This window comes from Bacillus sp. FJAT-27231, from assembly GCF_001183975.1.
GTDB lineage: Bacteria > Bacillota > Bacilli > Bacillales > Domibacillaceae > Pseudobacillus > Pseudobacillus wudalianchiensis.
Genome location: NZ_LFZU01000001.1, coordinates 3,168,063 through 3,193,482 on the forward strand (window position 1 = coordinate 3,168,063; position 25,420 = coordinate 3,193,482).

Annotated in this window: 24 protein-coding genes, 1 riboswitch and 1 other annotated feature; of the genes, 7 read left to right on the forward strand and 17 right to left on the reverse strand. The window is 42.8% G+C overall.

Going from position 1 to position 25,420, the window contains the following annotated elements:
- Positions 1–6 precede the first annotated feature (6 nt).
- The gene (gene leuS, locus AC623_RS15185) at positions 7–2,418 is read right to left on the reverse strand and encodes a leucine--tRNA ligase (RefSeq protein WP_049663871.1); all 2,412 of its coding nucleotides are present in this window, start codon (positions 2,416–2,418) and stop codon (positions 7–9) included.
- A gap of 45 nt (positions 2,419–2,463) precedes the next feature.
- Positions 2,464–2,684, reverse strand: a binding site (T-box leader).
- Positions 2,685–2,733: 49 nt separating this feature from the next.
- Positions 2,734–3,930 (reverse strand): MDR family MFS transporter, encoded by a 1,197-nt coding sequence (locus tag AC623_RS15190; RefSeq protein ID WP_049663873.1) that lies wholly within the window; start codon positions 3,928–3,930, stop codon positions 2,734–2,736.
- A 189-nt stretch (positions 3,931–4,119) separates the two neighbouring features.
- Here AC623_RS15190 and AC623_RS15195 point away from each other — a divergent pair, with 189 nt between their 5' ends.
- A complete protein-coding gene (locus AC623_RS15195) occupies positions 4,120–5,073 on the forward strand; it encodes a TIGR01212 family radical SAM protein (RefSeq protein WP_049663875.1) in 954 nt (317 codons plus the stop codon).
- Between the two features lie 20 nt (positions 5,074–5,093).
- Here AC623_RS15195 and AC623_RS15200 read toward each other — a convergent pair whose 3' ends face one another.
- From AC623_RS15200 to AC623_RS15215, 4 genes are all read right to left on the reverse strand, one after another.
- Positions 5,094–5,279: an H-type small acid-soluble spore protein gene (locus tag AC623_RS15200; RefSeq protein WP_049663877.1), complete on the reverse strand. Its 186-nt coding sequence runs from the start codon at positions 5,277–5,279 to the stop codon at positions 5,094–5,096.
- Between the two features lie 85 nt (positions 5,280–5,364).
- Positions 5,365–6,309, reverse strand: a complete 945-nt coding sequence (gene mmuM / locus AC623_RS15205; RefSeq protein WP_049663879.1) for a homocysteine S-methyltransferase — start codon at positions 6,307–6,309, stop codon at positions 5,365–5,367.
- Positions 6,310–6,360: 51 nt separating this feature from the next.
- A complete protein-coding gene (locus tag AC623_RS15210; RefSeq protein ID WP_049663882.1) occupies positions 6,361–7,179 on the reverse strand; it encodes a basic amino acid ABC transporter substrate-binding protein in 819 nt (272 codons plus the stop codon).
- 262 nt (positions 7,180–7,441) lie between these two features.
- On the reverse strand, positions 7,442–11,389 hold the full coding sequence (locus AC623_RS15215) for a tetratricopeptide repeat protein (RefSeq protein WP_049663884.1): 3,948 nt from the start codon (positions 11,387–11,389) through the stop codon (positions 7,442–7,444).
- 127 nt (positions 11,390–11,516) lie between these two features.
- Here AC623_RS15215 and AC623_RS15220 point away from each other — a divergent pair, with 127 nt between their 5' ends.
- A complete protein-coding gene (locus AC623_RS15220) occupies positions 11,517–12,089 on the forward strand; it encodes a tRNA (mnm(5)s(2)U34)-methyltransferase (protein WP_049663885.1) in 573 nt (190 codons plus the stop codon).
- Positions 12,090–12,232: 143 nt separating this feature from the next.
- On the opposite strand, the gene AC623_RS15225 is transcribed toward AC623_RS15220, so the two are convergent.
- From AC623_RS15225 to AC623_RS15235, 3 genes are read right to left on the reverse strand one after another with little or no spacing between them, the layout of a single operon-like run.
- Entirely contained in the window at positions 12,233–13,234 is a 1,002-nt protein-coding gene (locus AC623_RS15225; RefSeq protein WP_049663888.1) for an LLM class flavin-dependent oxidoreductase, read from the reverse strand.
- A gap of 32 nt (positions 13,235–13,266) precedes the next feature.
- Positions 13,267–14,361 carry a tetraprenyl-beta-curcumene synthase family protein gene (locus tag AC623_RS15230; protein ID WP_049663889.1) on the reverse strand — a complete coding sequence of 365 codons (1,095 nt, stop codon included), beginning with the start codon at positions 14,359–14,361 and terminating at the stop codon, positions 13,267–13,269.
- Positions 14,362–14,370: 9 nt separating this feature from the next.
- Positions 14,371–15,180, reverse strand: coding sequence for an alpha/beta hydrolase (locus tag AC623_RS15235; RefSeq protein WP_049663891.1), 810 nt, complete (start codon positions 15,178–15,180; stop codon positions 14,371–14,373).
- Between the two features lie 135 nt (positions 15,181–15,315).
- On the opposite strand from AC623_RS15235, the gene AC623_RS15240 reads away from it, so the two are divergent.
- Positions 15,316–15,843 (forward strand): gamma carbonic anhydrase, encoded by a 528-nt coding sequence (locus tag AC623_RS15240; RefSeq protein ID WP_049663893.1) that lies wholly within the window; start codon positions 15,316–15,318, stop codon positions 15,841–15,843.
- 27 nt (positions 15,844–15,870) lie between these two features.
- Here AC623_RS15240 and metK read toward each other — a convergent pair whose 3' ends face one another.
- Complete coding sequence (metK, locus tag AC623_RS15245; protein ID WP_049663895.1) at positions 15,871–17,070, reverse strand: methionine adenosyltransferase; 1,200 nt, start codon at positions 17,068–17,070, stop codon at positions 15,871–15,873.
- 147 nt (positions 17,071–17,217) lie between these two features.
- A riboswitch (SAM riboswitch) is annotated at positions 17,218–17,383 on the reverse strand.
- Between the two features lie 238 nt (positions 17,384–17,621).
- Between metK and pckA the strand changes: the two genes are divergently transcribed.
- Complete coding sequence (gene pckA, locus AC623_RS15250; RefSeq protein WP_049663896.1) at positions 17,622–19,208, forward strand: phosphoenolpyruvate carboxykinase (ATP); 1,587 nt, start codon at positions 17,622–17,624, stop codon at positions 19,206–19,208.
- Between the two features lie 39 nt (positions 19,209–19,247).
- Here the strand turns inward: pckA and AC623_RS15255 are convergent, their stop codons facing one another.
- The 4 genes from AC623_RS15255 to AC623_RS15270 form a co-directional block, all read right to left on the reverse strand.
- Positions 19,248–19,490: a DUF2584 domain-containing protein gene (locus AC623_RS15255; RefSeq protein WP_049663898.1), complete on the reverse strand. Its 243-nt coding sequence runs from the start codon at positions 19,488–19,490 to the stop codon at positions 19,248–19,250.
- A 25-nt stretch (positions 19,491–19,515) separates the two neighbouring features.
- Positions 19,516–20,292 (reverse strand): alpha/beta hydrolase family protein, encoded by a 777-nt coding sequence (locus tag AC623_RS15260; RefSeq protein ID WP_049663899.1) that lies wholly within the window; start codon positions 20,290–20,292, stop codon positions 19,516–19,518.
- Between the two features lie 21 nt (positions 20,293–20,313).
- On the reverse strand, positions 20,314–20,790 hold the full coding sequence (gene ytkD / locus AC623_RS15265) for an RNA deprotection pyrophosphohydrolase (protein ID WP_049663901.1): 477 nt from the start codon (positions 20,788–20,790) through the stop codon (positions 20,314–20,316).
- 114 nt (positions 20,791–20,904) lie between these two features.
- The gene (locus tag AC623_RS15270; protein WP_049663903.1) at positions 20,905–21,216 is read right to left on the reverse strand and encodes a hypothetical protein; all 312 of its coding nucleotides are present in this window, start codon (positions 21,214–21,216) and stop codon (positions 20,905–20,907) included.
- A 170-nt stretch (positions 21,217–21,386) separates the two neighbouring features.
- On the opposite strand from AC623_RS15270, the gene AC623_RS15275 reads away from it, so the two are divergent.
- A complete protein-coding gene (locus AC623_RS15275) occupies positions 21,387–21,635 on the forward strand; it encodes a DUF6154 family protein (RefSeq protein WP_049663905.1) in 249 nt (82 codons plus the stop codon).
- A 98-nt stretch (positions 21,636–21,733) separates the two neighbouring features.
- On the opposite strand, the gene AC623_RS15280 is transcribed toward AC623_RS15275, so the two are convergent.
- The gene (locus AC623_RS15280) at positions 21,734–22,174 is read right to left on the reverse strand and encodes a Dps family protein (RefSeq protein ID WP_049663906.1); all 441 of its coding nucleotides are present in this window, start codon (positions 22,172–22,174) and stop codon (positions 21,734–21,736) included.
- A 129-nt stretch (positions 22,175–22,303) separates the two neighbouring features.
- On the opposite strand from AC623_RS15280, the gene ytzI reads away from it, so the two are divergent.
- A complete protein-coding gene (gene ytzI / locus AC623_RS21180) occupies positions 22,304–22,468 on the forward strand; it encodes a YtzI protein (RefSeq protein ID WP_082174444.1) in 165 nt (54 codons plus the stop codon).
- 13 nt (positions 22,469–22,481) lie between these two features.
- Positions 22,482–22,751: a membrane protein insertion efficiency factor YidD gene (gene yidD, locus AC623_RS15285; protein ID WP_049663909.1), complete on the forward strand. Its 270-nt coding sequence runs from the start codon at positions 22,482–22,484 to the stop codon at positions 22,749–22,751.
- Between the two features lie 183 nt (positions 22,752–22,934).
- On the opposite strand, the gene AC623_RS15290 is transcribed toward yidD, so the two are convergent.
- Both AC623_RS15290 and menB read right to left on the reverse strand, forming a co-directional pair.
- Positions 22,935–24,380 carry an o-succinylbenzoate--CoA ligase gene (locus AC623_RS15290; protein WP_049663911.1) on the reverse strand — a complete coding sequence of 482 codons (1,446 nt, stop codon included), beginning with the start codon at positions 24,378–24,380 and terminating at the stop codon, positions 22,935–22,937.
- Positions 24,381–24,601: 221 nt separating this feature from the next.
- Positions 24,602–25,420, reverse strand: a complete 819-nt coding sequence (gene menB / locus AC623_RS15295; protein WP_049663912.1) for a 1,4-dihydroxy-2-naphthoyl-CoA synthase — start codon at positions 25,418–25,420, stop codon at positions 24,602–24,604.

A 25,420-nucleotide genomic window follows, 5' to 3' on the forward strand; every position in this document is an offset into this window, starting at 1 on the left:
CTTTCTTTAGTTCGCTACGATATTCACGAGCTTGCCTGGTACGGCAATGACCTTGCGCACTGTTTTGCCGGCAATTTGTTCTTGTACTTTTTCGTCGTTCATTGCAATTTGTTCCATCTCTTCTTTTGTTGCTTCTTTAGAGATCATTAATTTTGCTTTCATTTTGCCATTTACCTGAATAACAATTTCTACCTCGTCATCTACAAGCTTAGACTCGTCGTATGTCGGCCATGCCTGATAGCTGATCGTCCCTTCATGTCCTAGCTTTTCCCACATTTCTTCTGCTAAATGCGGAGCCACTGGAGAAAGTAATTTAACAAAGCCTTCCACATATTCTTTAGGAATCGCAGTTGCTTTATAGCCCTCGTTAATGAACACCATCATTTGAGAAATCGCGGTATTGAAACGTAAGTGTTCATAGTCTTCTGTCACTTTTTTCACCGTTTGATGGTATACTTTTTCAAGCTCATTGCCCGCATCAGTAATCTTTTCGCTCAATTCACCATTTTCTTGAATGAATAAGCGCCAAATACGGTCAAGGAAGCGGCGAGCACCATCTAAACCAGTTGTAGACCAGGCAATAGAAGCATCAAGCGGTCCCATAAACATTTCATATAGGCGAAGTGTATCCGCTCCATGACTTTCTACGATTTCATCTGGATTGACAACATTTCCTTTTGATTTACTCATTTTTTCGTTATTTTCGCCAAGGATCATTCCTTGGTTAAACAGCTTTTGAAACGGCTCTTTCGTATGAACGACGCCCAGATCGTATAACACTTTGTGCCAGAAGCGAGCGTACAATAAGTGAAGCACGGCATGTTCTGCTCCGCCGATATAAATATCAACCGGCAGCCATTCTCTTAGCTTGTCCTCAGCCGCAAGCGCTTCACTGTTACGAGGGTCGATAAAGCGCAGGTAATACCAGCAGCTTCCCGCCCATTGCGGCATTGTATTCGTTTCACGGCGGCCTTTTTTGCCTGTTTCCGGATCAACGATATTAACCCACTCATCAATATTAGCAAGCGGTGATTCACCTGTTCCACTCGGTTTAATTTCCGTTGTAACGGGAAGCATAAGCGGCAGTTCTTCTTCCGGAACTGTGCTCATTGTGCCATCTTCCCAATGGATAATTGGAATCGGCTCTCCCCAATAACGCTGGCGGCTGAACAGCCAATCACGAAGACGGTATGTTACTTTCTTCGTACCAATACCATTTTCTTCAAGCCACTCGATCATTTTTTGAATCGCTTCTTCTTTATTTAAGCCATTTAAAAAGTTAGAGTTTACATGTTCTCCATCACCAGTATACGCTTCTTTTTCAACGTCTCCGCCAGCCACTACTTCCTTAATCGGCAGATCAAATGTTTTAGCAAACTCATAATCACGCTCATCGTGTGCAGGCACCGCCATAATTGCACCTGTTCCGTAGCTCATTAATACGTAATCCGCAATCCAAATCGGCATTTTCTCGTCATTTACTGGGTTGATGGCATACGCACCCGTAAAAACACCTGTTTTCTCTTTGGCAAGGTCTGTACGTTCAAGATCACTTTTCGCTTTAATGTTGTCTAAATAGCCAGCAACAGCCTCTTTCTGTTCATCCGTTGTAATTTTCGCTACAAATGGATGCTCTGGCGCTAAAACAGCGTATGTAGCTCCAAAAAGTGTATCTGGACGCGTCGTGAATACCGTAAATGTTTCATCATGGCCATCGATCGCGAATGTCACCTCTGCTCCTTCTGAACGGCCGATCCAGTTGCGCTGCATGTCTTTAATGCTTTCCGGCCAGTCGAGCTCTTCTAAATCTTCTAGTAAACGGTCAGCATATGCTGTAATTTTTAACATCCACTGCTTCATTGGACGGCGTTCAACCGGGTGGCCTCCCCGCTCACTCTTGCCATCGATCACTTCTTCATTGGCAAGTACTGTTCCAAGAGCCGGACACCAGTTAACCGCTACTTCATCAATATAAGCTAAGCCTTTTTTATAAAGCTGCAGGAAAATCCACTGCGTCCATTTATAATACTCTGGATCTGTCGTATTAATTTCCCGGTCCCAATCATAAGAAAAGCCGAGTGACTTAATTTGACGGCGGAAGTTATTAATGTTTTGTTCAGTAAATTCTGCTGGATCATTTCCTGTATCTAGTGCATACTGTTCTGCCGGCAGACCAAACGCATCCCACCCCATCGGATGAAGAACGTTGTAGCCTTGCATCCGCTTCAGGCGCGATAAAATATCTGTTGCTGTATAACCTTCCGGATGGCCGACATGAAGGCCGGCTCCTGATGGATAAGGAAACATATCAAGCGCGTAAAATTTAGGCTGTTCTTGTTTTTCAGTTGTTTTAAACGTTTTATTGTTTTCCCAATAATGCTGCCATTTCTTTTCAATCTGCTGATGATCGAAACTCATCTGTAACACCCTTCCATGTTGAATATTAAAAAACTCCCGCCCCATAATTGGGACGAGAGTATAGTTCCCGCGGTACCACCCAGATTAGTGCCCTCAATCGGCACCCTGCTTTATGTCTTTAACGCAGATCAGCGGCAGGCACTACTAATTATGATTCGCACCTGCAATTCCAAAGGCGAGTTCATGAGGTTTCGGACTGGCTTGCACCTACCGCCAGCTCTCTAGAGCCGAAAGTCATCATTACTACTCCTTGTCATCATCTTTTGCTTATTCAATCTACGACTATTTTAGACAAAATTGCCCACAGTTGCAAGCTTAAAGAGCAGATATGGAAGGAGATGGGACTTCTTTTCTTTTTTTCAGCGGACGGTCGTAAACCATTGTTAAGCTGATACTAACAAGCAAGAATGCCATCAAAGTCACAAATAACACCGACATGCCGTATACGTCAACGAGGATTCCACCAAACACAGGGCCAAACATCCGCCCGGCTGTTGCCGTGCTATTCACGATCCCTTGATAAAATCCTTCCCGCCCTTTAGGGGATAGCTGACTGGCTACGGTTGGCACAGCCGGCCAGACGAACATCTCACCGACGGTTAAAATAAGCATCGCTGCTAAAAAGCCTTTAAAGTCGCTCGCAAAGGCCGTAATCCCGAATGATCCCATGAAAATAATAATGCCAATCACCATTTGCTTTTTCAAGTTATCTTGGAAAGTCCGGACGAAAAAGTTAACGAGTGGCTGGCCAAATACAATGAACAAACCGTTAATCGTCCACAAAAAGCTATATTCTCCTAAGCTGATATTAACTTCTTGTGTATAGTTTGCAATAGTCGATTGCCACTGTACGTAGCCAACCCAGCAAAGCATATAAGCTGTACATAATATAAAAAGAGCTGTAAGCTTGCTGCGGTTTTTTACTTTTCCATTTTCCGCAATGATATTTGTCTGTACTCCCGCAACATTGGCCATCTGACGGTAGCCAAAAGCGGCGATGAGAAAGAAAGCAGCAAACATAAGCATGTTCGCCATAAAGATATAATTAAATGAAAAGGAAGCAACGAATCCACCCATGGCAGACCCTAGCGCCACTCCCGCGTTTTGTGAGATGTAAATAGCGTTGAAGGCACGGCGTCCTCCCTCCGGCCAAATAGCACCGACAAGCGCATAGACAGCCGGAAAAATAACTCCTGTTCCAAAGCCAACAATCGTTAAAAAGATTACATAATGGGACCAGCCATGCCACATTGTCATGCCTGCCATCGCCATTAGGTTCAAGCCTGCTCCAAGTAAGATCGTTCGATAGCCGCCAAGCCGGTCAAAGAAAGCCCCGCCGAGCAAGTTGCCGACAACGTTAGCACCAGCATTTAACATTAAAACAATCCCTGCGACTGACAAGGATTTCCCTAATTCACCATGTATGTAAATGGTATTGAGAGGCCATAAGAATGAAGCACCTGTCACATTAATCACCATGCCGACTACTAGCAGCCAAACTGCTTTTGGCATACTGTATCCCCTCCTGTTTTATTCAATTATTTCGAGTGCCAAAATAGTATTGTAGAATGCCTACCCAATATTTTCAAGCTGTTTGCTGAACTTAAAATTCTGACTAATCCCCTTAAAATGGAGCTCGCTTTCTCTCGACTACTCATGATAAAATTTTCTTTATGCAGCAGAGAGGTGAGAAGAATAAACATGAATCCGTTTCCTTATGCAAGTGACAATAAACGTTACCATACATGGAATTACCATTTACGCCATCACTTTGGACACAAAGTATTTAAAGTAGCACTGGATGGCGGGTTTGACTGCCCAAATCGTGATGGCACGGTCGCATTCGGCGGCTGTACTTTTTGCAGTGCAGCTGGCTCCGGGGACTTTGCCGGCAGCCGGACTGATAGTCTGGAAAAGCAGTTCTGCGATATCAAGGAAAAAATGCACCGCAAATGGAAAGATGGCAAATATATGGCGTATTTTCAAGCTTATACAAATACCCACGCTCCGGTAGAAGTATTAAAAGAAAAGTATGAAACCGTTCTGAAACAAGAAGGAGTAGTCGGCCTGTCTATCGCCACCCGTCCAGACTGCCTTCCGGATGATGTCGTTGACTATTTGGCTGAACTCAATAAACGGACTTATTTATGGGTAGAACTCGGCTTGCAGACTGTCCATGAAAAAACAGCGGCTCTTATTAACCGGGCACACGACTTTTCTACTTACGTGGAAGGTGTAGAAAAATTGCGTAAGCATAACATTCGTGTCTGCTCTCATATTATTAACGGCCTTCCTCTTGAAACACCGGACATGATGATGGAAACTGCTCAAGCAGTGGCTAGTCTTGATGTGCAAGGGATAAAAATTCATTTGCTGCACCTATTAAAAGGCACACCAATGGTCAAGCAATACGAGAAAGGATTGCTCGAATTTCTATCACTCGACGATTACGTTAACCTCGTTTGCGACCAGCTGGAAATTTTGCCGCCAGAAATGGTCATCCATCGCATTACCGGCGACGGACCTATCAACTTAATGATCGGTCCCATGTGGAGCGTAGACAAATGGACCGTTCTGAACGCCATTGACGCCGAACTGCAGCGACGCGACAGCTGGCAAGGAAAAAGGGATCAGTCCCTCATCACTTCAAAGTGATGAAGGGACTGATCCCTTTTTTATGCTTTTTCTTCTTCTAAGTCTTTGATGGCGACTTGTGTTCTTTCTTCTAGCGGTCCTCTTAGGTGGACGGTTGCCATTTTTTCATCTTCATGCAATTCATCAATCCAAATGGAAACACCTTGGAATGTCACGTCAATATCTGCCGGTGAGGAAACGATTTGTTTTGCGCGTTGGATATCCACTTTGCTTACCTCCTAAATGATGTAATAAACCTATTTTTTGAAAGTAAGAAGATTTTATACATGTAGGCAAAATGGAAACGCCTTGTCATCTATCGGCTTTTGACCAAACGGCAATAGTTTTTATATTTTCAGGTCTTGTTCGACAGCATCCACCGATCAAGCGTGCACCACACTCATACCAATCCGCAATGTTGCTTGCGTAATCTTCTTTAGATGGCGCTCCAGACCACGTCTTAGTGGAGGCATCGTATATTTCACCTAAATTAGGATAAACGACAATGGGCTTTTCTGTGTGACCCGCTATGCTTTTAATCAATGAAGAAATATGTTCAGGAGATGTACAATTGATTCCAACAGCTGCTACTTGTTCATGCTGATCGAGCCAAGATGCACACTCCGCAATGGGAATGCCATTATTAATATGAAGATCATCTTTTGCACTAAAGCTAATCCACGCATAAGTTTTAGGAAACTCCTCTTCTAACAACCTAACAATCGCTTTAGCTTCTATCATATTAGGAATGGTTTCGCATGCCAGCACTTCCGCCCCTGCCTCAATTAAAGCTTTCATACGTGGTCTATGAAAATGAATTAGTTCCTCTTCCGTTAACTTGTAATCGCCACGATATTCTGATCCATCCGCGAGAAAGGCACCATAGGGTCCGATCGAAGCAGCTACAAACGGTTTTGGCCGGTTATCCAGATTTTCGAGCTGATTCCAAAATTCATCTCGTGCTTCTCTTGCTAGTTGGACAGACGTTTGAATCAAATCTAATGTTTCTTCTTCCTGCAGACCATGCTGGGCAAAGCCTTCGACTGTAGCTTGGTAACTCGCTGTGATAGCGCAATCTGCCCCTGCATGAAAGTAATCCATATGGACTTGTTTAATAATAGTTGGCTTTTCCATCAAAATCTTGGCTGACCACAGACTGTTATTTAAATCACAGCCATACTGCTCAAGTTCTGTAGCCATTGCTCCATCTAATACGATTAACGGAAATTTCTTCAAAATCGCTTCTATAGGGTTCATCATTGTTCCTCCGTTGGCAACATATTGATAATTAGCTCTCATTGCTGGCAATTATTGTGCGGTTTGCAACGCCTTTATGTCAGGCTCTGTTCCCAGCCATTTTTTGTATATTTTGCTATACGTGCCATTTTCGATAATTTTCTTAAGGGCTTTATCAACTTTAGGAGTTAATTCACTGTCTTTCGGCAGCATTAATCCGTAAAACTCTGCATTAAAATTTTTATGATCTTCGAGTGTTTTAAACTGCTCGTTTGGGTTATTTTTCAAGTATTCATTGATCACAGTGTTATCGGCGATGACGGCATCAACAGCACCGTTCTTCAATGACATAATAGACACTGCATCACTTTCATACTTTTTAATATCTGGGCTGTTTTTTCCTAAGATCTGTTCAGCCGCCATCTGTCCCGTTGAACCATTTAACACTCCTACTGTTAATTCTTTTAGGTCGTTTGCGCTTTTAACAGGGTTGCTTTTATCGGTCATAATCATGTGGGTAGACTGATAATAGGGAGATGAAAAGTCATAGGTTTGTTTCCGGTCATCACTAATCGTAATCGCACAAACGGCCAGGTCTATCTGGTCAGCTTGACGCGCACTTTCAAAAAGAGCATCCCACCCGATGTTTTTCACCTCATATTCATAGCCGGCCTCTTTCATAATGGCATCTACAATATCAATATCAAAACCGACAATTTTTCCTTTATCCATGTATGTAAATGGCGCATAAGCTGCGTCAGTCCCTACAATCACCTTTTTCTCTGCACTCTTCTCCCCAGTCTCCGTTTCTTCTTGTCCGCAGGCCGAAAGGAAAACTAAAAGACCGGCCATCCCTAAACCTAATATTAGTTTGCTAATTCTTTTCCTCATAATGCTTCCTCCAATTAGTGTAATAAAAATCAAACTGTAAATTTGCTTTCTAAACTAGGAGAAAGCACGGAAGAAAGCAGTGCGCTATCTATCCGCTTCTATCATTTCGAGATCCCCTAATGAAAAGATTTTACAATTGAGTAATTATTCTAAAAACAACTCATTCTCATAATACATTATTCCGCCCTTTTTTCAAGGAATAATTTCACCCTGCTTATGACGCCCAAAAGACCGGTGCATAAGCGCAGCCGGTCTTTTTCTTTTACTTATTGACTATTTCTTGTAACGCCGGATGGTCGTCCGCTAGTTCTTCTAGTTGGCTCCATACTCTTTCTTGCATTTCTTTAGGTAATTGTTCTGCACACTGTTTTGCTTTTTCTGTTTGGTCAAACTCCACATGAGCTAGGATCCTTCCAACATACCCTTCCACTTTATAAGGAGCCTTTTCAATAAGTGCCTCATATTCTTTTAGTGCTTCCTCTAGCTGGCCAAGCAAAAGAAATGAATCAGCCAGCATTTCTCGTACGTCTCCATCAGATGGATGGCGTTTCTTTAGTAAGAGAAGTTGTTCCTGAGCTTCTTTTGTATATTGCTCTTTACCGGTTTCTGCTCCATAACTTAGGGCAGCAGCTGCCGCTTTAAAACGCAGACGGTCATCATCATGAACATCGAGATAGCGTTTCAGCACTTTCCACGCCTCATCCGTGACCTCTCGTTCTATATAAAATAAAGCAAGTCGATCATAGCTTTCATGATGATCTGGATTTAACTCAATCGCTTTTTCATATAAAGCAATGATGACACTGATCAGCCCTACTGTTTTTAAGCCTCCCGTGATTTTTTTCCATATTCCCTGCTTCTCTTCTCTTAATTTTTCAGCATAAGGAACGAGTGCATCACCACTATTCCTGTACACAACCGCTGCCTCTTCGGATGACAATCCCATTTTCTGAATGAGCCTCTCGATTTTCAGCAGTTTTTTTGAGCTATATAATATTTTCATCCAAGGTTCATAGAGGGATTTATTATCCGATTCTGCTTGAATGAGGGCTGTAATGAGCATCAGCGCTTCTTTCACCCGGCCACTTTTGGAATACAGCTCCGCTAGTTTCGCTTTCAGCTCTACAGCCTCTTCTTTCTCAAGTAAACGGATCGCTTCGTCTGTTTCCAGCACTTCACTTAGAGCCCCAAGACGCCATTGTTCATCAATCATTCCCCGTAAATGATCCAAATGATTTTTCAGCTTCTCCCGTTCTGCTGGTGAAGACATCAACGCTGCAAGCTCCTTCATATTACACGCTTGCGGCATGGCCTCCAATACTCGAAAACGATATTTTTTTGCCTTGTCCATCTCGCCAAGCTCTTCATACAGACTCGCTAATTCATCATGGGCAGCTGTAAAGTCAGGATCAAGTTCTAGACACTTGAATAAATGCTGCTCGGCTAGATTCGTTTTTTCCACTGAACGATATAGCTTTCCGAGACGATAATGAGGAAAAGTACTCTGCGTGTCCATCTCCACTGCCTGCAGCAAAAGCGTTTCAGCAAGAGTTAGATTCTCCAACTGTTCTTGAAAGATCGCTTCATAACAGTAAAGGTCACTTAACGAATACTGAACTCGCAGCCTTTGTAAAAAAGCAAGCGCTCGGTGGGTAAATGGTGTCCCTTCTACGTACTCAACATAAAGCGAAACATGCTCTTCCAGCTCAGCGCCTTTCAAAAGGCCCTCCTCCATAAAACAAAGGCCAAGCTCTTTCTCGCTGTCTGCTTCCGCTTCTTCTATCATCATAGCACCGGCTCTTACGTATATATCGGGATGTTCAGAAGGCTGTCCATAGGAGCGGATGACAGTCTTTGCCCGCTGCCAGTCTCCCTGTTGAATAATCGACTGCGCCTCATATACAACTGCCTGCAAGTCACCGTTGGGATCAAGTTCAGCAGCGCGCCTGTAGGCTTCCTCTGCATGACTGTACAGCTCTCGGCCCATGCGCGTATGACCAATATATAACCAAATGATCCCTGTTTCTTCTTTTGGAACCTCCTCTGACCCGGTTTGCAAATAAGCTTCCGCTCGTTCCCACTTTTCTTCGTTCATGCGAATTTCTGCAATTCGCAAATAAGGATAGGGAACGGCCGGATTCATTTCAAGTGCTCGTTTGAACCAGGTAATCGCCCGGTTATCGTCCATTTCCATATAACAGCGTCCCACTTCATACACATAATAATGATCATTCGGATAATCTTCAGACAGCTTTTCGAACTCACTCAGTGCTTCTTGGTTGGCACCCGACTCCAGCAAAATAAGTGCGTGCGTCGATCGGGTGAATTCATCCTTTTCTGCCTGTTCAAGCGCTACAAGCGACCAATGTTGTGCTAGCTGAAACTGTGAAAGCTCCGCACAGCATCGGGCTAAATAGGCGTAAGCGGACGGCTGAAAAGGATCTTTTTCAAGTGAGCGCTTTAAATGGAAAATAGCGCGTTCAGGTTGATCATTTTGATAACCGACAATTCCTAAAAGAAAGTGCGCATACGCATTTTTTCGTTTGACCTGATCCATCACTTGCTGAAACTCCTTGCCGGTCTCATCATGCATATAATAAGAATGAGCCATGATCAGCTGGATCTCCTCATCCTCTTCACCAAACCGCTTTTTCACATGATCAAGCCACTTATTCAAATAGGGCTTCGCTTTCACATGTTCAATCATTGTTAAACCAATAATGGAGGAAAAAATTTCTTCCTCTTTCCCTATGAGATAAGCAAGAAAGTCCGTAACTGTCGCTTCCGCATCCTTCTCCATTTCTTCTAAGTACATGAATATTTCTTGAAAAAATTCATGGGTTTTCGGATCTAATCGTTCAAGCAGCCCTTTTTGCTCCTCCAGAACGAATACGATCGAAAGCTGCTCTTTTAACCGGTAGGTGTGCGGGACCTCTTCATAAGGGATAAACAACGTCTCTAGCTCATTCGGATCTTGGACTAACAGCACGCCTAACCGATCGTCGTAGCCGACAACAAGCTGAACATGTGAATTATTTTCGATCAATAGATCAAGCATGACAGGGCAGCCCGCATCGATAAAGTACTTATAAAGTTCAATTGTTCCTTTAAAGAAGGCTGATGAAAAGCCAAGTGACGCCATATAATCAATCGCTGTCATCAGCTTTGAACCCGTCACATCAAAAATGTGTTCAGCAATCTCATCCTGTGATATTTCCTTTCCGGCTGTCTGTAACATCATTGATAGCGTAGCTGGCACGCAATAATTCAATTTTTGCCGAATTGGCTCAATGGCAATCTCCCGGTAACTCCCCGCTTGATCAATGGTCCGCCCGCCGAGTGCTGTCTTTTTTAATACGGCTTTATTTTCTAAAATCCATTGTTCCAGCTTGCTCCATTGTTCCAGCTTGTATAACGCCTCTGCTTTTAAATAGATAAAATAATCTACATTTGTATGAAAAGGGTTTTCTTTGTTCCACTGGTCCGCATGATCAAGAATCGCTTGGAAGTTATCTGTTAAACGAAACCCTCTCATCTGCTCTAGCTGAAATACCGGACATTCTGGAAAAGCTTCAGCTCCTTTTTGCAGTACACGAAGCGCCTCTTTATGACGACCTTGTCTCGATAAGAGATCAGCGTACACAATCCAGCTAACATCCCCTCGCTCACTGAATGACAAATCAAGTCCCTTCTTCACTTCTCGTTCTGCCTGCTCCCAATCATTCGTTTCTAAATAAAAATCAGCTAGTTGGTCCGGGGATAAAAAGGCGCCTTCTTCTTGGATCAGACGAATATAATCTCTCGCTTCTTGATAGCGATATAGTTGGCAAAGTGTTTTGACGAGTAAAAGGTAGGCTATTTTTTTCTCGTCCGCTGTTAAAGATTCTTCCTCTTCATCAAATAAGCGTTGTTTCATTTTCGTTTCAGCCTCTAAGCTTCTTCCTTGCTCAAGCAGACGATAACAAGACCAAGAAAACGTACGGATAGACTGGAATCGCTTATTTGCCGCTGCCGCTAAAAAGTCGCTATAGCGATACATTCCACCCGCATCCGCTAAACGGATCAAGCGGTAGTACTCCTCTTCTGTTTCTATTTGCGCTAGCCACTCCTGAAGCGCTTTATAGGACTTTAGCGTCCAGAGCTGCTGAATTACCTGAATAAGATCGGAGACCATTTTAATGTCAGACGGCTTTGTGAAGACTATATTCAAAAGGCAACGCCCCTTCTTTTTAATTTTTTCGTTTGCTATCATTCTATTGATTATTTGCATTATACCAATAATCATTTATTTTAAGTATAATCATCGGAGATGGATTAATAGAAAGAGGAGAGACGTCATGAACTTAGATGGAATTTTACCATTTGCACGCATACTGTTAGAAAAAGCAGTAACGGACGGGAGCGCGGCTATTGATGCAACAGTTGGCAACGGCCATGATACTGTATTTCTAGCTAAACTCGTTGGTGAACGTGGCCGTGTCTTTGGATTTGACATCCAGGAGCAAGCATTAAAAAATACAGCTGTCCGCCTGCAGGAGCAACAGTTAAACGAACGGGTAATCTTATTTGACTGTGGACATGAACAAGCAGCTGCCGTTATTCCCGCTGAGTGGCAAAGACAGCTGAAAGGAGCGGTTTTTAACCTCGGCTATTTGCCAAAAGGGGATAAATCAATCGTGACTAGGCCGGATACAACCATTTCGGCTGTGAAACAGATTTTTTCCATGCTTGCATCTGGAGGGATCATTGTCCTCGTCATTTATCACGGTCATGAGGAAGGAGCTGTGGAAAAAGAGGAGCTGATCCGCTTTGTAGAAAGGATTGATCAGCAGGAAGCTCACGTACTTCGTTATGAGTTTATCAATCAGCTGAATAATCCACCATTTATTATAGCAATCGAGAAAAGATAACTTTTTCAGCTTGGATAAAATATCTTCGGTTTCGGATAATATATGCCCAGCTTTGGATAATAAATCTCCCACTTCGATAATAAGTCCCTTATTTTGGCTAATAAAAAAGCGAACACGGCTCATAAACGCCTGTGTTCGCTTTTTTATGTCCGAATAGCTTCTGCTAGCAGTTCAAATGACGTTAACTTGTCTTGAAAATCGTACATAATAGAGACAGCCATTATATTTTCTGTTTTATACTGTTCACTGATTTGCTCGTATTGTTCTCGTACACGCCGAGGACTGCCAACGACCATTCTCTTCCTGTTCTCCTGGATAAATTGGCGTTCATACTTACTATACTGGTAAGCTGCTGCTTGTTCTGGGCTCGGTACGCCGTTTGATTTCATTCCCTGAGCTGTCATCAGCAAGGATAAATCTAAGCTCGATGCCAGATGTTCTGCCTTTTCGTCTGTTTCGGCACAAATTGTAAACACTGCTGCCATACTCTTTGGCTTTGACAATAAGCAGGATGGCTGAAAGGAGCTATAATAAGCAGCCATATAGTCTGGCCCTCCGTCTCCATTAATAAATTGAGCAAACGTGTACGGAAGCCCTTTTTGCGCGGCAAGCATAGCACTTGAGCCGCTTGAGCCAAGCATCCAGACGTCCGGTACCGTTTGAACGAGTGGTGTAGCTTTTAGCCCCGGATAAGGTCCGCTCTCTTCATCCCCAGCAAGATAAGTCAACAATTCATCCACTTGTTCAGAAAAACGATCAACTTGACGGTATTCTCCTCTATTAAGTGCCAATGAAGCGATCGGCATGCCGCCGGGTGCTCTTCCGATTCCGGCATCAATTCTGCCTGGCGCCAGTCCTTCAAGCATCCGAAAATTTTCAGCTACCTTGTAAGAACTGTAGTGAGGCAGCATCACTCCGCCTGAGCCAATCCGGATAGTTTCGGTCTTCGCTGCTAAATAGGCCATCAGTACTTCCGGAGAAGATCCGGCAAGGGTGGAAGCATCGTGATGCTCTGACACCCAGAAACGCTCATACCCCAGCTTTTCGGCGTGGCTAGCTAGTTTGACCGTTTCTGCTAATGCTTCTTCCGCTGTTATTCCTTCTGAAATTGGTGATTGGTCTAATATGCTTAACTTCAATCCCACTGTAGACCGCCTCCATTCTCATTCACTGTCTTCTAATGAACCCTATGCTTTCCAAACCAGTGCGGAAACCACTGTTGCATCCGCCTGTATGTACGTCCATTTAGATAGAAAAATCGAGAGGCTGCTCCGCCTCTGCGAATTATTTTTTTAGAGATTTCTTGAATACCTTTATACTCATTGGCCTTTGAATCTGATAAATACATGCCAAGTAGCCCCCGATTGACCAGCCGGTGAAATTTCGCATGCTTTATTCCATTTACCCGTTCGTCCGCCTGCTCTATAAAATAAATGAACCGCTGGAACAATTGCTCCTCATTTTGATAATAAAAACAAAAGTTTAAATCGCCGCCTTCTTGATCCTCTTGCTGATCAATAAAATAATCCAGCAAAATATGAAGCCCTTGAATATAAGGGAAGTAGCTTTCTTTTATTTGCTGTGCCTCTTTAGACGTTAACGGTTCATCTAAGCTATATGCTACTAAACAGAAGATGGCAAGTGTTGAACCCGCACAGGCGGAAAATTCGTACCATTCCATCTGCGGCCAATCGCGTTGATTCTCTTTGAACCATTTGATTAAGCGCTCTTCTCTCTCTTCCTTTTTTACGTGCTTGTGTATTTGTAAATCACAGTAATAGCGACATAATTCTTTGAGAAAAGGAGAAATGATTTCATAGCCCATCATTTCAGCGAGCACGGACTGGCACGTCTTGACTAGTTCGACTAAATAGCCGCCGTCATTTTGATCTAAGCGATAGCGATAATAATGGCGCAGCGGCGCCCCTGGTGACAAAGCATCTTCCATCGCTTCATGAAGAGCCGCAAAATCAGCTGGATCAAGCGACGTACTGCGATCACAAAGATTATCAAGATAATCACTAATCGTCTGATAGGCAACAATGAAGCGAATAGCTTCTGTAAAGTTTTTCCCCGACAATAATGCCAGCACAGCCCCTCCCTCGCAATGAAATGTTTTATGAGTAATACTGGAGAGAGCCTGGCGGCGCAATTCTTCATTTGGAATCTCTTTCGCTTTTGCTTTCCAATAACATAGCTGTTCATGAACAATCGGAAAGACCCTTTTATACATGCTATGCATTAAGTGCAACGGTGTCATCGGGACTGGCATTTTGTCACCTCATTCCTCAATCACGTACCCTAATAAACGCAGTCTATTTTCTACAAATCCCTTAGCATAGTGAAAGACTTCTTCCCGTTCCGGTTCATTAAATATTTCATGATAAAGACCCGGCCACTCCTTATAGTGCATCTCTGATAAATCAAGACGATGAAACCACTTTCTCACACTTTTTTTATCAACGATTAAGTCATGTCCTGCTTGCATAACGAGAAGCGGAACATCTGGCACTGCCCCTGTCTTTAAGTCGGCTGTCTTCATCGCCTGAAGCAGTTCACGGTACCAGCGAACGGACACTTTGTTCACATACAGCATGTCCTCTTTATCAGCTTGTCTAACCTCTTCATTTCTTGTCGCCATTTCGACTGTCAATCCAGAAGAAAACTTTACTGAAGGAGAGAGTGAATTTAGCCCATGCGATAGAATGTCGACAATCTTTGGCGGGGTGTGAATCATCCCAAGACAAGGGGAAGATAAGATAACCCCTGCCGTTTCTACTTCCATTTCCTGAAGCAGCCGGATGGCAATTAGCCCTCCCATACTATGTCCTAATAAGAATAAAGGCAAATCAAACTGGTAGGCTGCCTGTACCCAGTCTTTTACTTCCTCGATATATTCATTAAAAGATGAAATGTGTCCTCTTTGTGCTCTCGATGTCATACCTTGGCCAGGCAAATCGCCCATTACCACATGAAAGCCGTTTCTGCGCCACATTTCAATCAGCCAGCCATAACGGCCATGATGCTCCATCGCTCCATGAATCATAACGATGACACCTTTCGGCTGTTGTTTTGTTTCCCATTTCCACATCACGCATCTTCCTCCGGCTTTTTATAGTCCTATACTTTTTACCTTCTATTATACAAATCAAATCGTTTTAGTTAAAATAATAAGCAAATTGATCCTGCTTATCTTTGGCGGGACAAATAAAGGAAGGGGAGAAAGATGATTTATCCTTATAACAATAAAACACCGAAAATTGCTGATTCCGCTTATATAGCGGATTACGTAACCATTACCGGCGACGTGACAATCGGCGAAGAAACCAATGTTTGGTTTAATACCTCTATTCGAGGAGACGTAGCTCCCACTGTGATTGGGAAAAAAGTCAGCATTCAGGATAATTCCGTGCTTCACCAAAGCCCAAACAATCCTCTCATCATTGAAGATGAAGTCACGATTGGCCATCAGGTAATCCTGCACAGCTGTAAAATTAGAAAAAATGCTCTTATTGGGATGGGATCCATTATTCTTGACAATGCTGAAATCGGTGAAGGTGCCTTTATTGGAGCTGGCAGTCTCGTTCCACAAGGCAAGGTCATTCCGCCTCACTCTGTCGCATTCGGACGGCCAGCAAAAGTCATTCGTCCAGTGAACGAGGAAGACCGAAAAGACATGGAACGCATTGTAAGAGAATATGTAGAAAAAGGACAATATTATAAAAGTATACAGAAAAAGCCTGAAGACTATTAAAAAGTCTCCAGGCTTTTTGATTTTTCATTAGTTTGCTGCTTGTTCTTTTAAGAGGTCAGCTTTATCTGTTCTTTCCCATGGAAGATCGACATCTGTACGGCCAAAATGTCCGTAAGCTGCTGTTTGCTTGTAAATCGGACGGCGAAGTCCAAGCATATTAATGATACCAGCTGGACGAAGATCAAAGTTGCTGCGAACAAGTTCCACAAGCTGCTCCTCAGAAACCGTTCCAGTACCGAATGTATCAATGGCAATCGATACAGGCTGTGCTACACCAATCGCATAAGCGAGCTGCACTTCACATTTATCAGCCAGGCCAGCAGCAACAATATTTTTCGCTACATAACGAGCGGCATAAGCTGCTGAACGGTCTACTTTTGTTGGATCTTTACCGGAGAATGCTCCACCGCCATGGCGTGCATATCCGCCGTATGTATCCACAATGATTTTTCGGCCAGTTAAACCAGCATCCCCTTGAGGTCCGCCAATAACGAAACGGCCCGTTGGATTAATAAAGAATTTTGTATTCTCATCAATTAATTCAGCTGGGACAACTGGATTAATCACTTGCTCACGCAAATCGCTTTGAATTTGTTCAAGCGTTACTTCCGGATGATGCTGCGTTGAAATAACGATAGTGTCAATTCTTACTGGCTTATCGTTCTCATCGTATTCAACGGTTACTTGTGTTTTACCATCTGGACGCAAATAATTTAGCGTTTCTTCTTTTCTTACTTTTGTCAGCTGGCGGGACAATTTATGAGCAAGTGAAATCGGCAGCGGCATTAATTCTTTTGTTTCATTACAAGCAAAGCCAAACATTAAGCCTTGGTCGCCTGCGCCAATCGCTTCGATTTCTTCATCACTCATTTGGCCTTCACGAGCTTCAAGAGCAACGTCTACCCCTGCTGCAATGTCAGGAGACTGCTCATCAATAGATGTCAGCACACCACAAGTGTCTGCATCAAATCCATATTTTGCACGTGTGTAGCCAATTTCTCTTACTGTTTCACGAACGATTTTATTAATGTCCACGTAAGAAGATGTTGTAATTTCCCCTGCTACGAGTACAAGCCCAGTTGTAACAGATGTTTCTGCCGCTACGCGTGCATTTGGATCTTTTGACAAGATTTCATCCAGGATGGCATCAGAAATCTGATCACAAATTTTGTCCGGATGCCCTTCAGTAACTGACTCTGAAGTAAAGAGACGACGATTTTTAGTCATGAAACTTCCTCCTTAAAAATGATCAACGAAACTGCCGATCGTTAATGGTACGGTACTCATTTTCCCTAAGTTTATCCTTTTAAAAATAAAAAAACCCCTCCTGAAATAAAGAGAGGAAAGGTTGGTCTTGTCAACATAGGCCTTTCACTCTTATCGCTCAAGGTTTTGCCCTTGCTGCAGGTTAGCACCTTTGTCTTGAAAATAATCTTATAATGATATAAGTGCTGGTCAGTCTCTGTTATGACTGCCGCCTATAATCAAGCAGGTTGCCGGGCTTCATTGGGCCTGTCCCTCCGCCAGCTCAGGATAAGAGTATCCGTTCAAGGTTACATCATACGTAATCCCTCTGGCAATGTCAACAGATTTAGTGTAAAATCTCTTTGTTTTTTCCGGTTTCTTTTCATAAAGAAGGGAACAATTTGTTAATAAAAAGTCACAAAAAAAAATAAATGAATAGTATAGACTATTAAATGTAATGTGTTATACTATTTTTGAGTAAACGATTAAGATGCCAATTCATTTAAATTCAGATAAAGGATGGTTATTTATTTATGAAAACTGCTAGTGTTTCAAACGAAATTTTGGAACTTTTAAAAGGTGCTAACGTAACAATGCAGCCATCTGTGCCGCTGCTCGTAGAAAAAGTACTTAATCGCAAAGAAGGCGTTCTAACTGCTTCTGGAGCAGTAAGTGCTGAAACGGGAAAGTATACAGGGCGTTCTCCTAAAGACAAGTTTATCGTTGAAGAACCATCAACAAAAGATAAAATTGATTGGGGTCCCGTGAACGAACCGATTTCTTCAGAAGTATTTGATCAATTATACACGAAAGTGATCAACTATTTAAAGGAGCAAGAAGAACTATTCGTATTCAAAGGATTTGCAGGGGCTGATCCAGCTCACCGTCTTCCAATCCAAGTGATCAATGAATACGCATGGCATAACTTATTTGCTCATCAGCTTTTCATTCGTCCGACTGAAGAAGAATTAAAAGATCATCAAGCAGGCTTTACAATCGTATCTGCGCCGAACTTCAAAGCAGATCCTGCAGTAGATGGCACAAAATCAGAAGCATTCGTTATCATTTCTTTTGAGCGCCGCATTGTGTTGATCGGCGGAACGGAATATGCAGGAGAAATGAAAAAATCAATCTTCTCTGTAATGAACTATCTACTTCCAGAAAACGACATCTTATCTATGCACTGCTCAGCAAACGTTGGCTATGAAGGTGACGTAGCATTGTTCTTCGGTCTTTCAGGTACAGGTAAGACAACGTTAAGTGCTGATCCAAATCGCCGCTTAATCGGTGATGACGAGCATGGCTGGTCTGCGAGCGGCGTGTTCAATATTGAAGGCGGCTGCTACGCTAAAACAATCGGACTTTCTCGTGAAAAAGAACCACAAATTTTTGATGCGATCCGTTTCGGTTCGGTCCTTGAGAATGTGGTACTTGATGAACAATCCCGCATTCCAGATTACAATGATAACAGCTTGACAGAAAATACTCGTGCTGCTTATCCATTACAAGCAATTGATAACATCGTTGACCCAAGCGTAGCCGGTCATCCAAATACAATCATTTTCTTAACAGCTGATGCATTCGGCGTTCTGCCTCCAATCAGCAAGTTAACAAAAGAGCAAGCAATGTATCATTTCTTGAGCGGATACACATCTAAGCTTGCTGGTACAGAGCGTGGAGTCACTTCTCCGCAAGTAACATTCTCTACATGCTTCGGCTCACCATTCCTTCCGCTTGAAGCAACACGCTATGCGGAAATGCTCGGTGAGAAAATCGATGAGCACAACGTTCAGGTGTTCCTCGTGAATACAGGCTGGACTGGCGGCGAATATGGCGTTGGTTCTCGTATGAAACTCGCTTATACACGCGCAATGGTTCAAGCAGCTCTAGAAGGCGAATTAAATAACGTTGAAACGTATACAACAAAAACATTTGGCCTGCAAATTCCGCTTCACGTACCGGGTGTACCGGATGAAGTTCTAATTCCGCGTAAAGCTTGGGCAGACGAAGATGCCTTCATGACAAAGGCTGCAGAACTTGCTGGCAAGTTCCGTGAAAACTTCAAAAAGTTCAATAACGTTTCGAAAGAAATTATCGAACTTGGCGGACCACAAATCTAAATATCCAATAAAAAGGCACCGTATTCCGGTGCCTTTTTATTAGTTGATTGAATTTAAGGAAACGAGCCTGTAAAGGATTTCTGTTTGATCTTTTTGCCACTCTACTTTTTCAATAACAGCCGTTCCGGTAATATCCCCGTCTTTTGTTTTATATACATTAATTGGAATATCAATTGGATAAAGCCGATAACCTTCTTTTTTCAGAGAAAACAAATTTTCTTCCTTTCTCTGTTCTCTTCCTTTTGTCACGATGATTGTATTTAATTCCATTGGCATCCCCATGCCCTTCCCCTCCTTGGCATTCTTTTTATCGTTGTTTTTTCATCCAAGCGCATAAATCTGTCACGATTTTCCGGTTTACAGCCGGTGGGAAATAATGATCATATTGATCAAAATACCACGTTTCAGCCGGATGTTCCACCTGTCTTAACCGTTCTTCCAAGCGAAACGCATGCTCAGGTGAAACATTTTCGTCTTTTAGCCCGTGAATAATTAACACAGGGGCTTTTAACCTCTCAAGCTGGTAAAGTGGTGTGCGCCAGCTGTATAGCTCTTCCTGCTTATAAGGGCTTGCGCCGATCACTCTTTTCATCATTCTCCGTAAATCTTTTCTTTCCTCATAGGTTAACACCATATCGGACACGCCGCCCCACGTCACGACAGAAGCGGCCTGTTCTTTTTCAATGGCCGTAAGCAAGGCCATAACGCCGCCTCGGGAAAATCCAAAGATATGTACTCGGTTCGTTACACGCGGGTGGGCCTGCAATAATTCAAAGCCAGCAAAAGCATCTTCCCTATCTTCTCCAGCAAAATCTTCATTTCCTTCTCCCCCGCGATTACCGCGATAAAAAGGAGCAAAAACAATGAAACCTTCAGAGGCAAACTGGGCAATACGTGCTGGACGAACCATGCCGACGTTTTTAATGCCTCCCCGTAAATAAAGAAAACCATCATATGTACCTTCCGCTGCCGGCTCTGCGAGTAAGCCTTTGACTTTTAGTCCACCTGACCAATAAGTAATCATAGACAGAACAACATGCGGATTTGGAGAAGGAAAACGAAAGCGCTCAATGATTCTTTTCATATTATCACCACACATTTATCGTCATTTCAGCCATTGTTTTTCCTTTAGAACGTCTAACGTCTTTTCGACTACTTCATCTTGCATCAAAAAGCTAAAACAGTCGTTCATTCTTTCTGTGAGTAAGTTCTCTCCGAACAAAACCGGGCCTTCTGTTTCTAAATAATCATCTTTTCTTTCTATCTTCCCTATTTTTGCAAAAAAAACCGCCTTTACAAAAGGGTTTTTGGACCGCCTGACAAAATACTCACCTACAAACTTCAGCTCCTCCACAAGCGCTCCCGTCTCTTCAAAGACTTCGCGCCTTGCTGCCTCCTCGATTGTCTCCCCGTCCTCTACCTTGCCTCCCGGAAATTCTAATCCGCGTTTTGGATGAAGTGTCAGCAGCCACTTTTCCTCAAAGCGACAAAAAACAATGACATGCCGGGCTGACAATGAAAAGGCCTCACGCTGAAAAGCGAGTGTCACCCGGCAGCCATTTTTATCGATGAATTCAACCATGCCTTCCCCCTGCTTCTATCGTCAACCTTCACAAACAGATTGCTTGTAAAGTTTCTTCAGTTTGAATTCATTATACCTTATTTTTCTTTGCCAAGGCTATTAAAGTCCTGCTTATTAAAAGTCTCCCATTTCTCTTATGTGCTGTTTTGCCTCTTCATCTCCAAGCTCATAAATCGTTTGATAGACTTTTCTTAAATGAGCATCATACTGATCATTTTCGGTATCTTTATGGTATTCACGATACGGAATATGAGCGCGAAGAAAGTTGGCCACTTCTACTGAATAGTTAGCGTCAAATAACTCCCTTAAAGACGTAATTTCTTCATCTGTTGCATAAATTTTGAAGTTCCATGGGGAGACTGTCGGATTCCGCATAATCTCTCCCGTCTCAATCGCGATATAGTAAACATTTTTTTCTTCCTGCATGTTAGACACCTCCTTTGCTTATCGTTCCCCGTCTACCTATAAAAATGAATGAGACAGAACATTTTTTGATTCGACGGGTTCGTTGGTTTATTCGGCTGAATTGGGGTATAAATGTTAATAAAGGGACAAGAGAACGAATATACTATCCTAAAGCAAAGGAGAAGATCAACTTGAAATTGGTAGATGAATTATTCGAAATTTACCGTGGAAAGCTTCAAGGAACAGAAGAAGACCTAGATATGATTACATTGGCTGTACTTGAACAACTGTCGCAAAGAGAGATGTTAAACATTATTAAAGAATTAAATGAAGAGGAGTTAGCCTACTTTTTCCGTCTTTACCTATTTGAAGCATTAAAACAGAGATTTGATATGTATGATGCCGGAAATGATTTCGGTGATAAACGCCTGTACCATTAAATACATAAAACTGCTCCCTTAATGGGAGCAGTTCTTCTTTATATCTTAATATAAACAAAAAGGATGCCTCGGCTAGGGCATCCTTTTCAACTTTATGCTTATTTTCCTAAGAACGACTTTAACATCCATACGTGCTTTTCAAGGCCCTGGTGAATCGAAAGCAGCATATCACCTGTTGTTTCGTCATTTACCTCTGCCGCAAGATCCATGGCTTCTTTTAATTCATTAATCATTGTGGTGAAATCATCTACTGTGGATTGGACCATTTGTTCTGCTGTTTCTCCGCCTTCTGCCTCATTTACAGAAGCCATCTGCAAGCTTTCTTTCAATGTGGCTACTGGTTTCCCTTCTAGCGCTAACAAACGCTCTGCTAATTCATCAATGTGGACACCTGCTTCTGTGTAGAACTCCTCAAATTTTTCATGAAGCGCGAAGAACTGCGGTCCTTTTACGAACCAGTGATAATTATGTAATTTGGTATACATCACTGTCCAGTTGGCAATTTGCTTGTTTACACTTTCTATTAATTGTTTAGACATATTCTTCATTCCTCCTGTTAATTATCCTACTCTTCAGTTATTACCACTCTTTGCAGCTTTTAAAACTAACGATTCTTTTCTGCAAGCGGCCTAAAAAAATGGTATGATAGTCATGGGAGGGGAAGTTAATTGGTTATTATTATGATTTTGTCGGTTATCATTATTGCGGTCGTTATTGCGCTATCTGTCTTCACAGTGAATAAAGGCTATGCATTTAAACATACAGTCGATCCGCTTGAGAACAATCCGCATTTACAGCAGGAACCCGATAAAGAAGAATCAGACCTAAAATAAAGGCAGAGGTTTTATGCTCAAAAAACTTTTTATGATCCTTATCCGCTTTTATCAAAAAGTAATATCTCCTTTAAAACCACCTACGTGCCGATTCTATCCGACCTGCTCTCATTACGGCCTAGAAGCGGTCAAACGGTTTGGTGCCTGGAAAGGCGGATATTTGACGATTGTCCGTATTTTAAAATGCCATCCCTTTCATCCGGGCGGCTTTGATCTTGTGCCAGAAACTTGGGCAGACCGTAAGAAAAAGAAGCAGTTGCCTGAAAGCAAAACGAATGGATAGGAGAGGCTTCTATTGAAAGCGAACGTTTGTCAACAGCCCAGGCTTCTTTCTATTTTTCATTGTCTGCTTGCCGTTATAAGTGTGAGCCATTAATCATACATCATTTAAAAAGATGAGGCGAAACATCAGTTGGTACTGATGTTAACCTCATCTTTTTTAGCGATCGGAACGTGTTCTTCCGCATCATTTATCTTCCTTAAACCTCGTTTTCAATTCACGGCGCAGCAGCTTTTTAGAAGCGTTTCTCGGCAAAGATTCTAACTTCACAAAATAAGCGGGACACTTATACTTCGCTAGCCGTTCTTCACAGAATGCCCTTAACTCTTCTATTGTTACTTGTTTTTTCTCAACGATAAAGGCTGCCGGGACCTCTCCCCATCTCTCATCAGCGACTCCGGCAACACCAACCTCTCTAACCGCCGGGTGACTGAGCAAAACAGCTTCTATTTCCGCTGGATAGATGTTTTCTCCACCTGAAATGATTAAATCTGAACGGCGGTCTAGTACGAATAAGAATCCTTCTTCATCTACATAACCAATGTCCCCAGTATGGAACCAACCATCCGTAAAAGCAGCCTGATTCGCTTCCTCCCGATTCAAGTATCCCGCCGTCACATTTGGACCTTTAACAAGGATTTCCCCTTCTGAACAAGGCGGAGCATCAATCTTTAATTGACATGGAAACAGCGGCTTTCCAGCTGATCCAAGCTTTGTTAAGCTATATTCTGGCGGCAGCGTCACAATTTGTGAGGAGGTCTCTGTCATCCCGTATGTTTGAAATACTGGAATCTTTTTCTCTGCACAGGTCTCAAGCAGCGGTTTAGGAGCCGGCCCGCCGCCAAGAAGCATGCAGCGGAAATTAGGATGATAGCTGCCTTCTAACGTCTCTATAAGACGACTTAGCATCGCTGATACTACAGAAATAATTGTCCCTTCTCCCCGTTTAAGCGCCTCATTAATTTCATTTTCATCAAAGTGAGTATACAAACGGAAAGGCATGCCATAGAGAACGCTGCGCATTAAAATAGAATAGCCGCTTATATGAAAAATAGGCACTGCGCAAAGCCAGCAGTCATTCTCGTGTAATCCAAGATTGAAGGCTGATCCGGTTGCGCTCCACCAATGGTTGCCATACGTTTGCCGAACACCTTTCGGCTTTCCTGTTGTACCAGACGTATACATAATCGAACAGGTATCACCAAGGGAAAACTCATCTCTGCTTTTGAACTCCATAGGAGATAAAATAGCCGTCACATCTTTTCGGATGAAGGTGTCGTCTAATTGATCGACAGTTTGCTGATACAGCGGGTCATAAACAATAGCTGCTATTTCAGCGTCTTCTAGCTGCCACATCAATTCGTTTGTCGTTAACCGATGATTCAGAAGAACAGCTTCGGCTCCTAATTGCTGAAGAGCATGAATAACACATACAGCATTCGGAGTGTTTTGGACAAGAAGCCCGATTCGGTTTCCCTTCTTTAATCCTTCTCTTTCTAATTCTGCTGCCCAGCTCAGTGATTTTTTATACAATTGGGCAAATGTCCAGGTGCTTTCTTCAAAAAACAGAGCCGGACGATCAGGGGTTAAGAAAGCTCGCTGTTTTAACCAGTTCGGCACTCTTTCGGCCATTTCTCATTCCTCCTGCCTCACCTGACTGACAAAAAAAGCTTGATGGCTGCCCATCAAGCTTTCACATTTACCCGCCAGCCGGGGAATATTTTATTCATGGTAAAAATTAGTGACACTCTTATTCAAGCCAGTCTTTATACGTTAGACATATGGCTAAAAAGCGCCTATTTCACTAGCCTGTCTTATTCTTGCCTGCCTTAAACAGGTGTTCCCATTTTCTATTAAGGGAATCTAGGGAATTGGCCAAAATCTGGCTTGCGTTTTTCTTTAAACGCATCTCTTCCTTCTTTTGCCTCGTCCGTTGTATAGTAAAGCAATGTCGCATCCCCAGCAAGTTGTTGAAGGCCAGCAAGACCGTCTGTATCGGCATTCATCGCTGCCTTAAGGAAACGCAAAGCAGTTGGGCTCTTCTCAAGCATTTCTTCACACCATTTTACTGTTTCCGCTTCTAATTGATCTAATGGAACAACCGTGTTCACAAGACCCATATCAAGTGCTTCCTGCGCATTGTACTGGCGGCACAAGTACCAAATTTCACGTGCTTTTTTATGACCGACGATACGAGCTAAATAACCAGAACCATAACCAGCATCAAAGCTGCCGACTTTTGGACCCGTTTGACCGAACACCGCATTTTCTGCTGCGATCGTTAAATCACACACAACGTGAAGAACATGTCCGCCGCCAATTGCATAACCCGCTACCATCGCAACTACTGGCTTTGGAATAACACGAATTAACCGTTGTAAGTCTAATACATTCAAGCGTGGAATTTGGTCTTCACCAACGTAACCGCCATGACCGCGTACTTTTTGGTCTCCGCCTGAGCAAAATGCTTTTTCTCCAGCGCCTGTTAAAACAATGACACCAATTTTTTCATCATCCCGTGCGTAAGCAAAAGCGTCGATTAATTCCATTACCGTTTTAGGACGGAAAGCATTATGTACCTCAGGACGATTAATCGTTACCTTCGCAATACCGTTATATGTTTCGTACAAAATGTCTTCGTATTCGCGTTCGCTAACCCAATTAATAGCCAT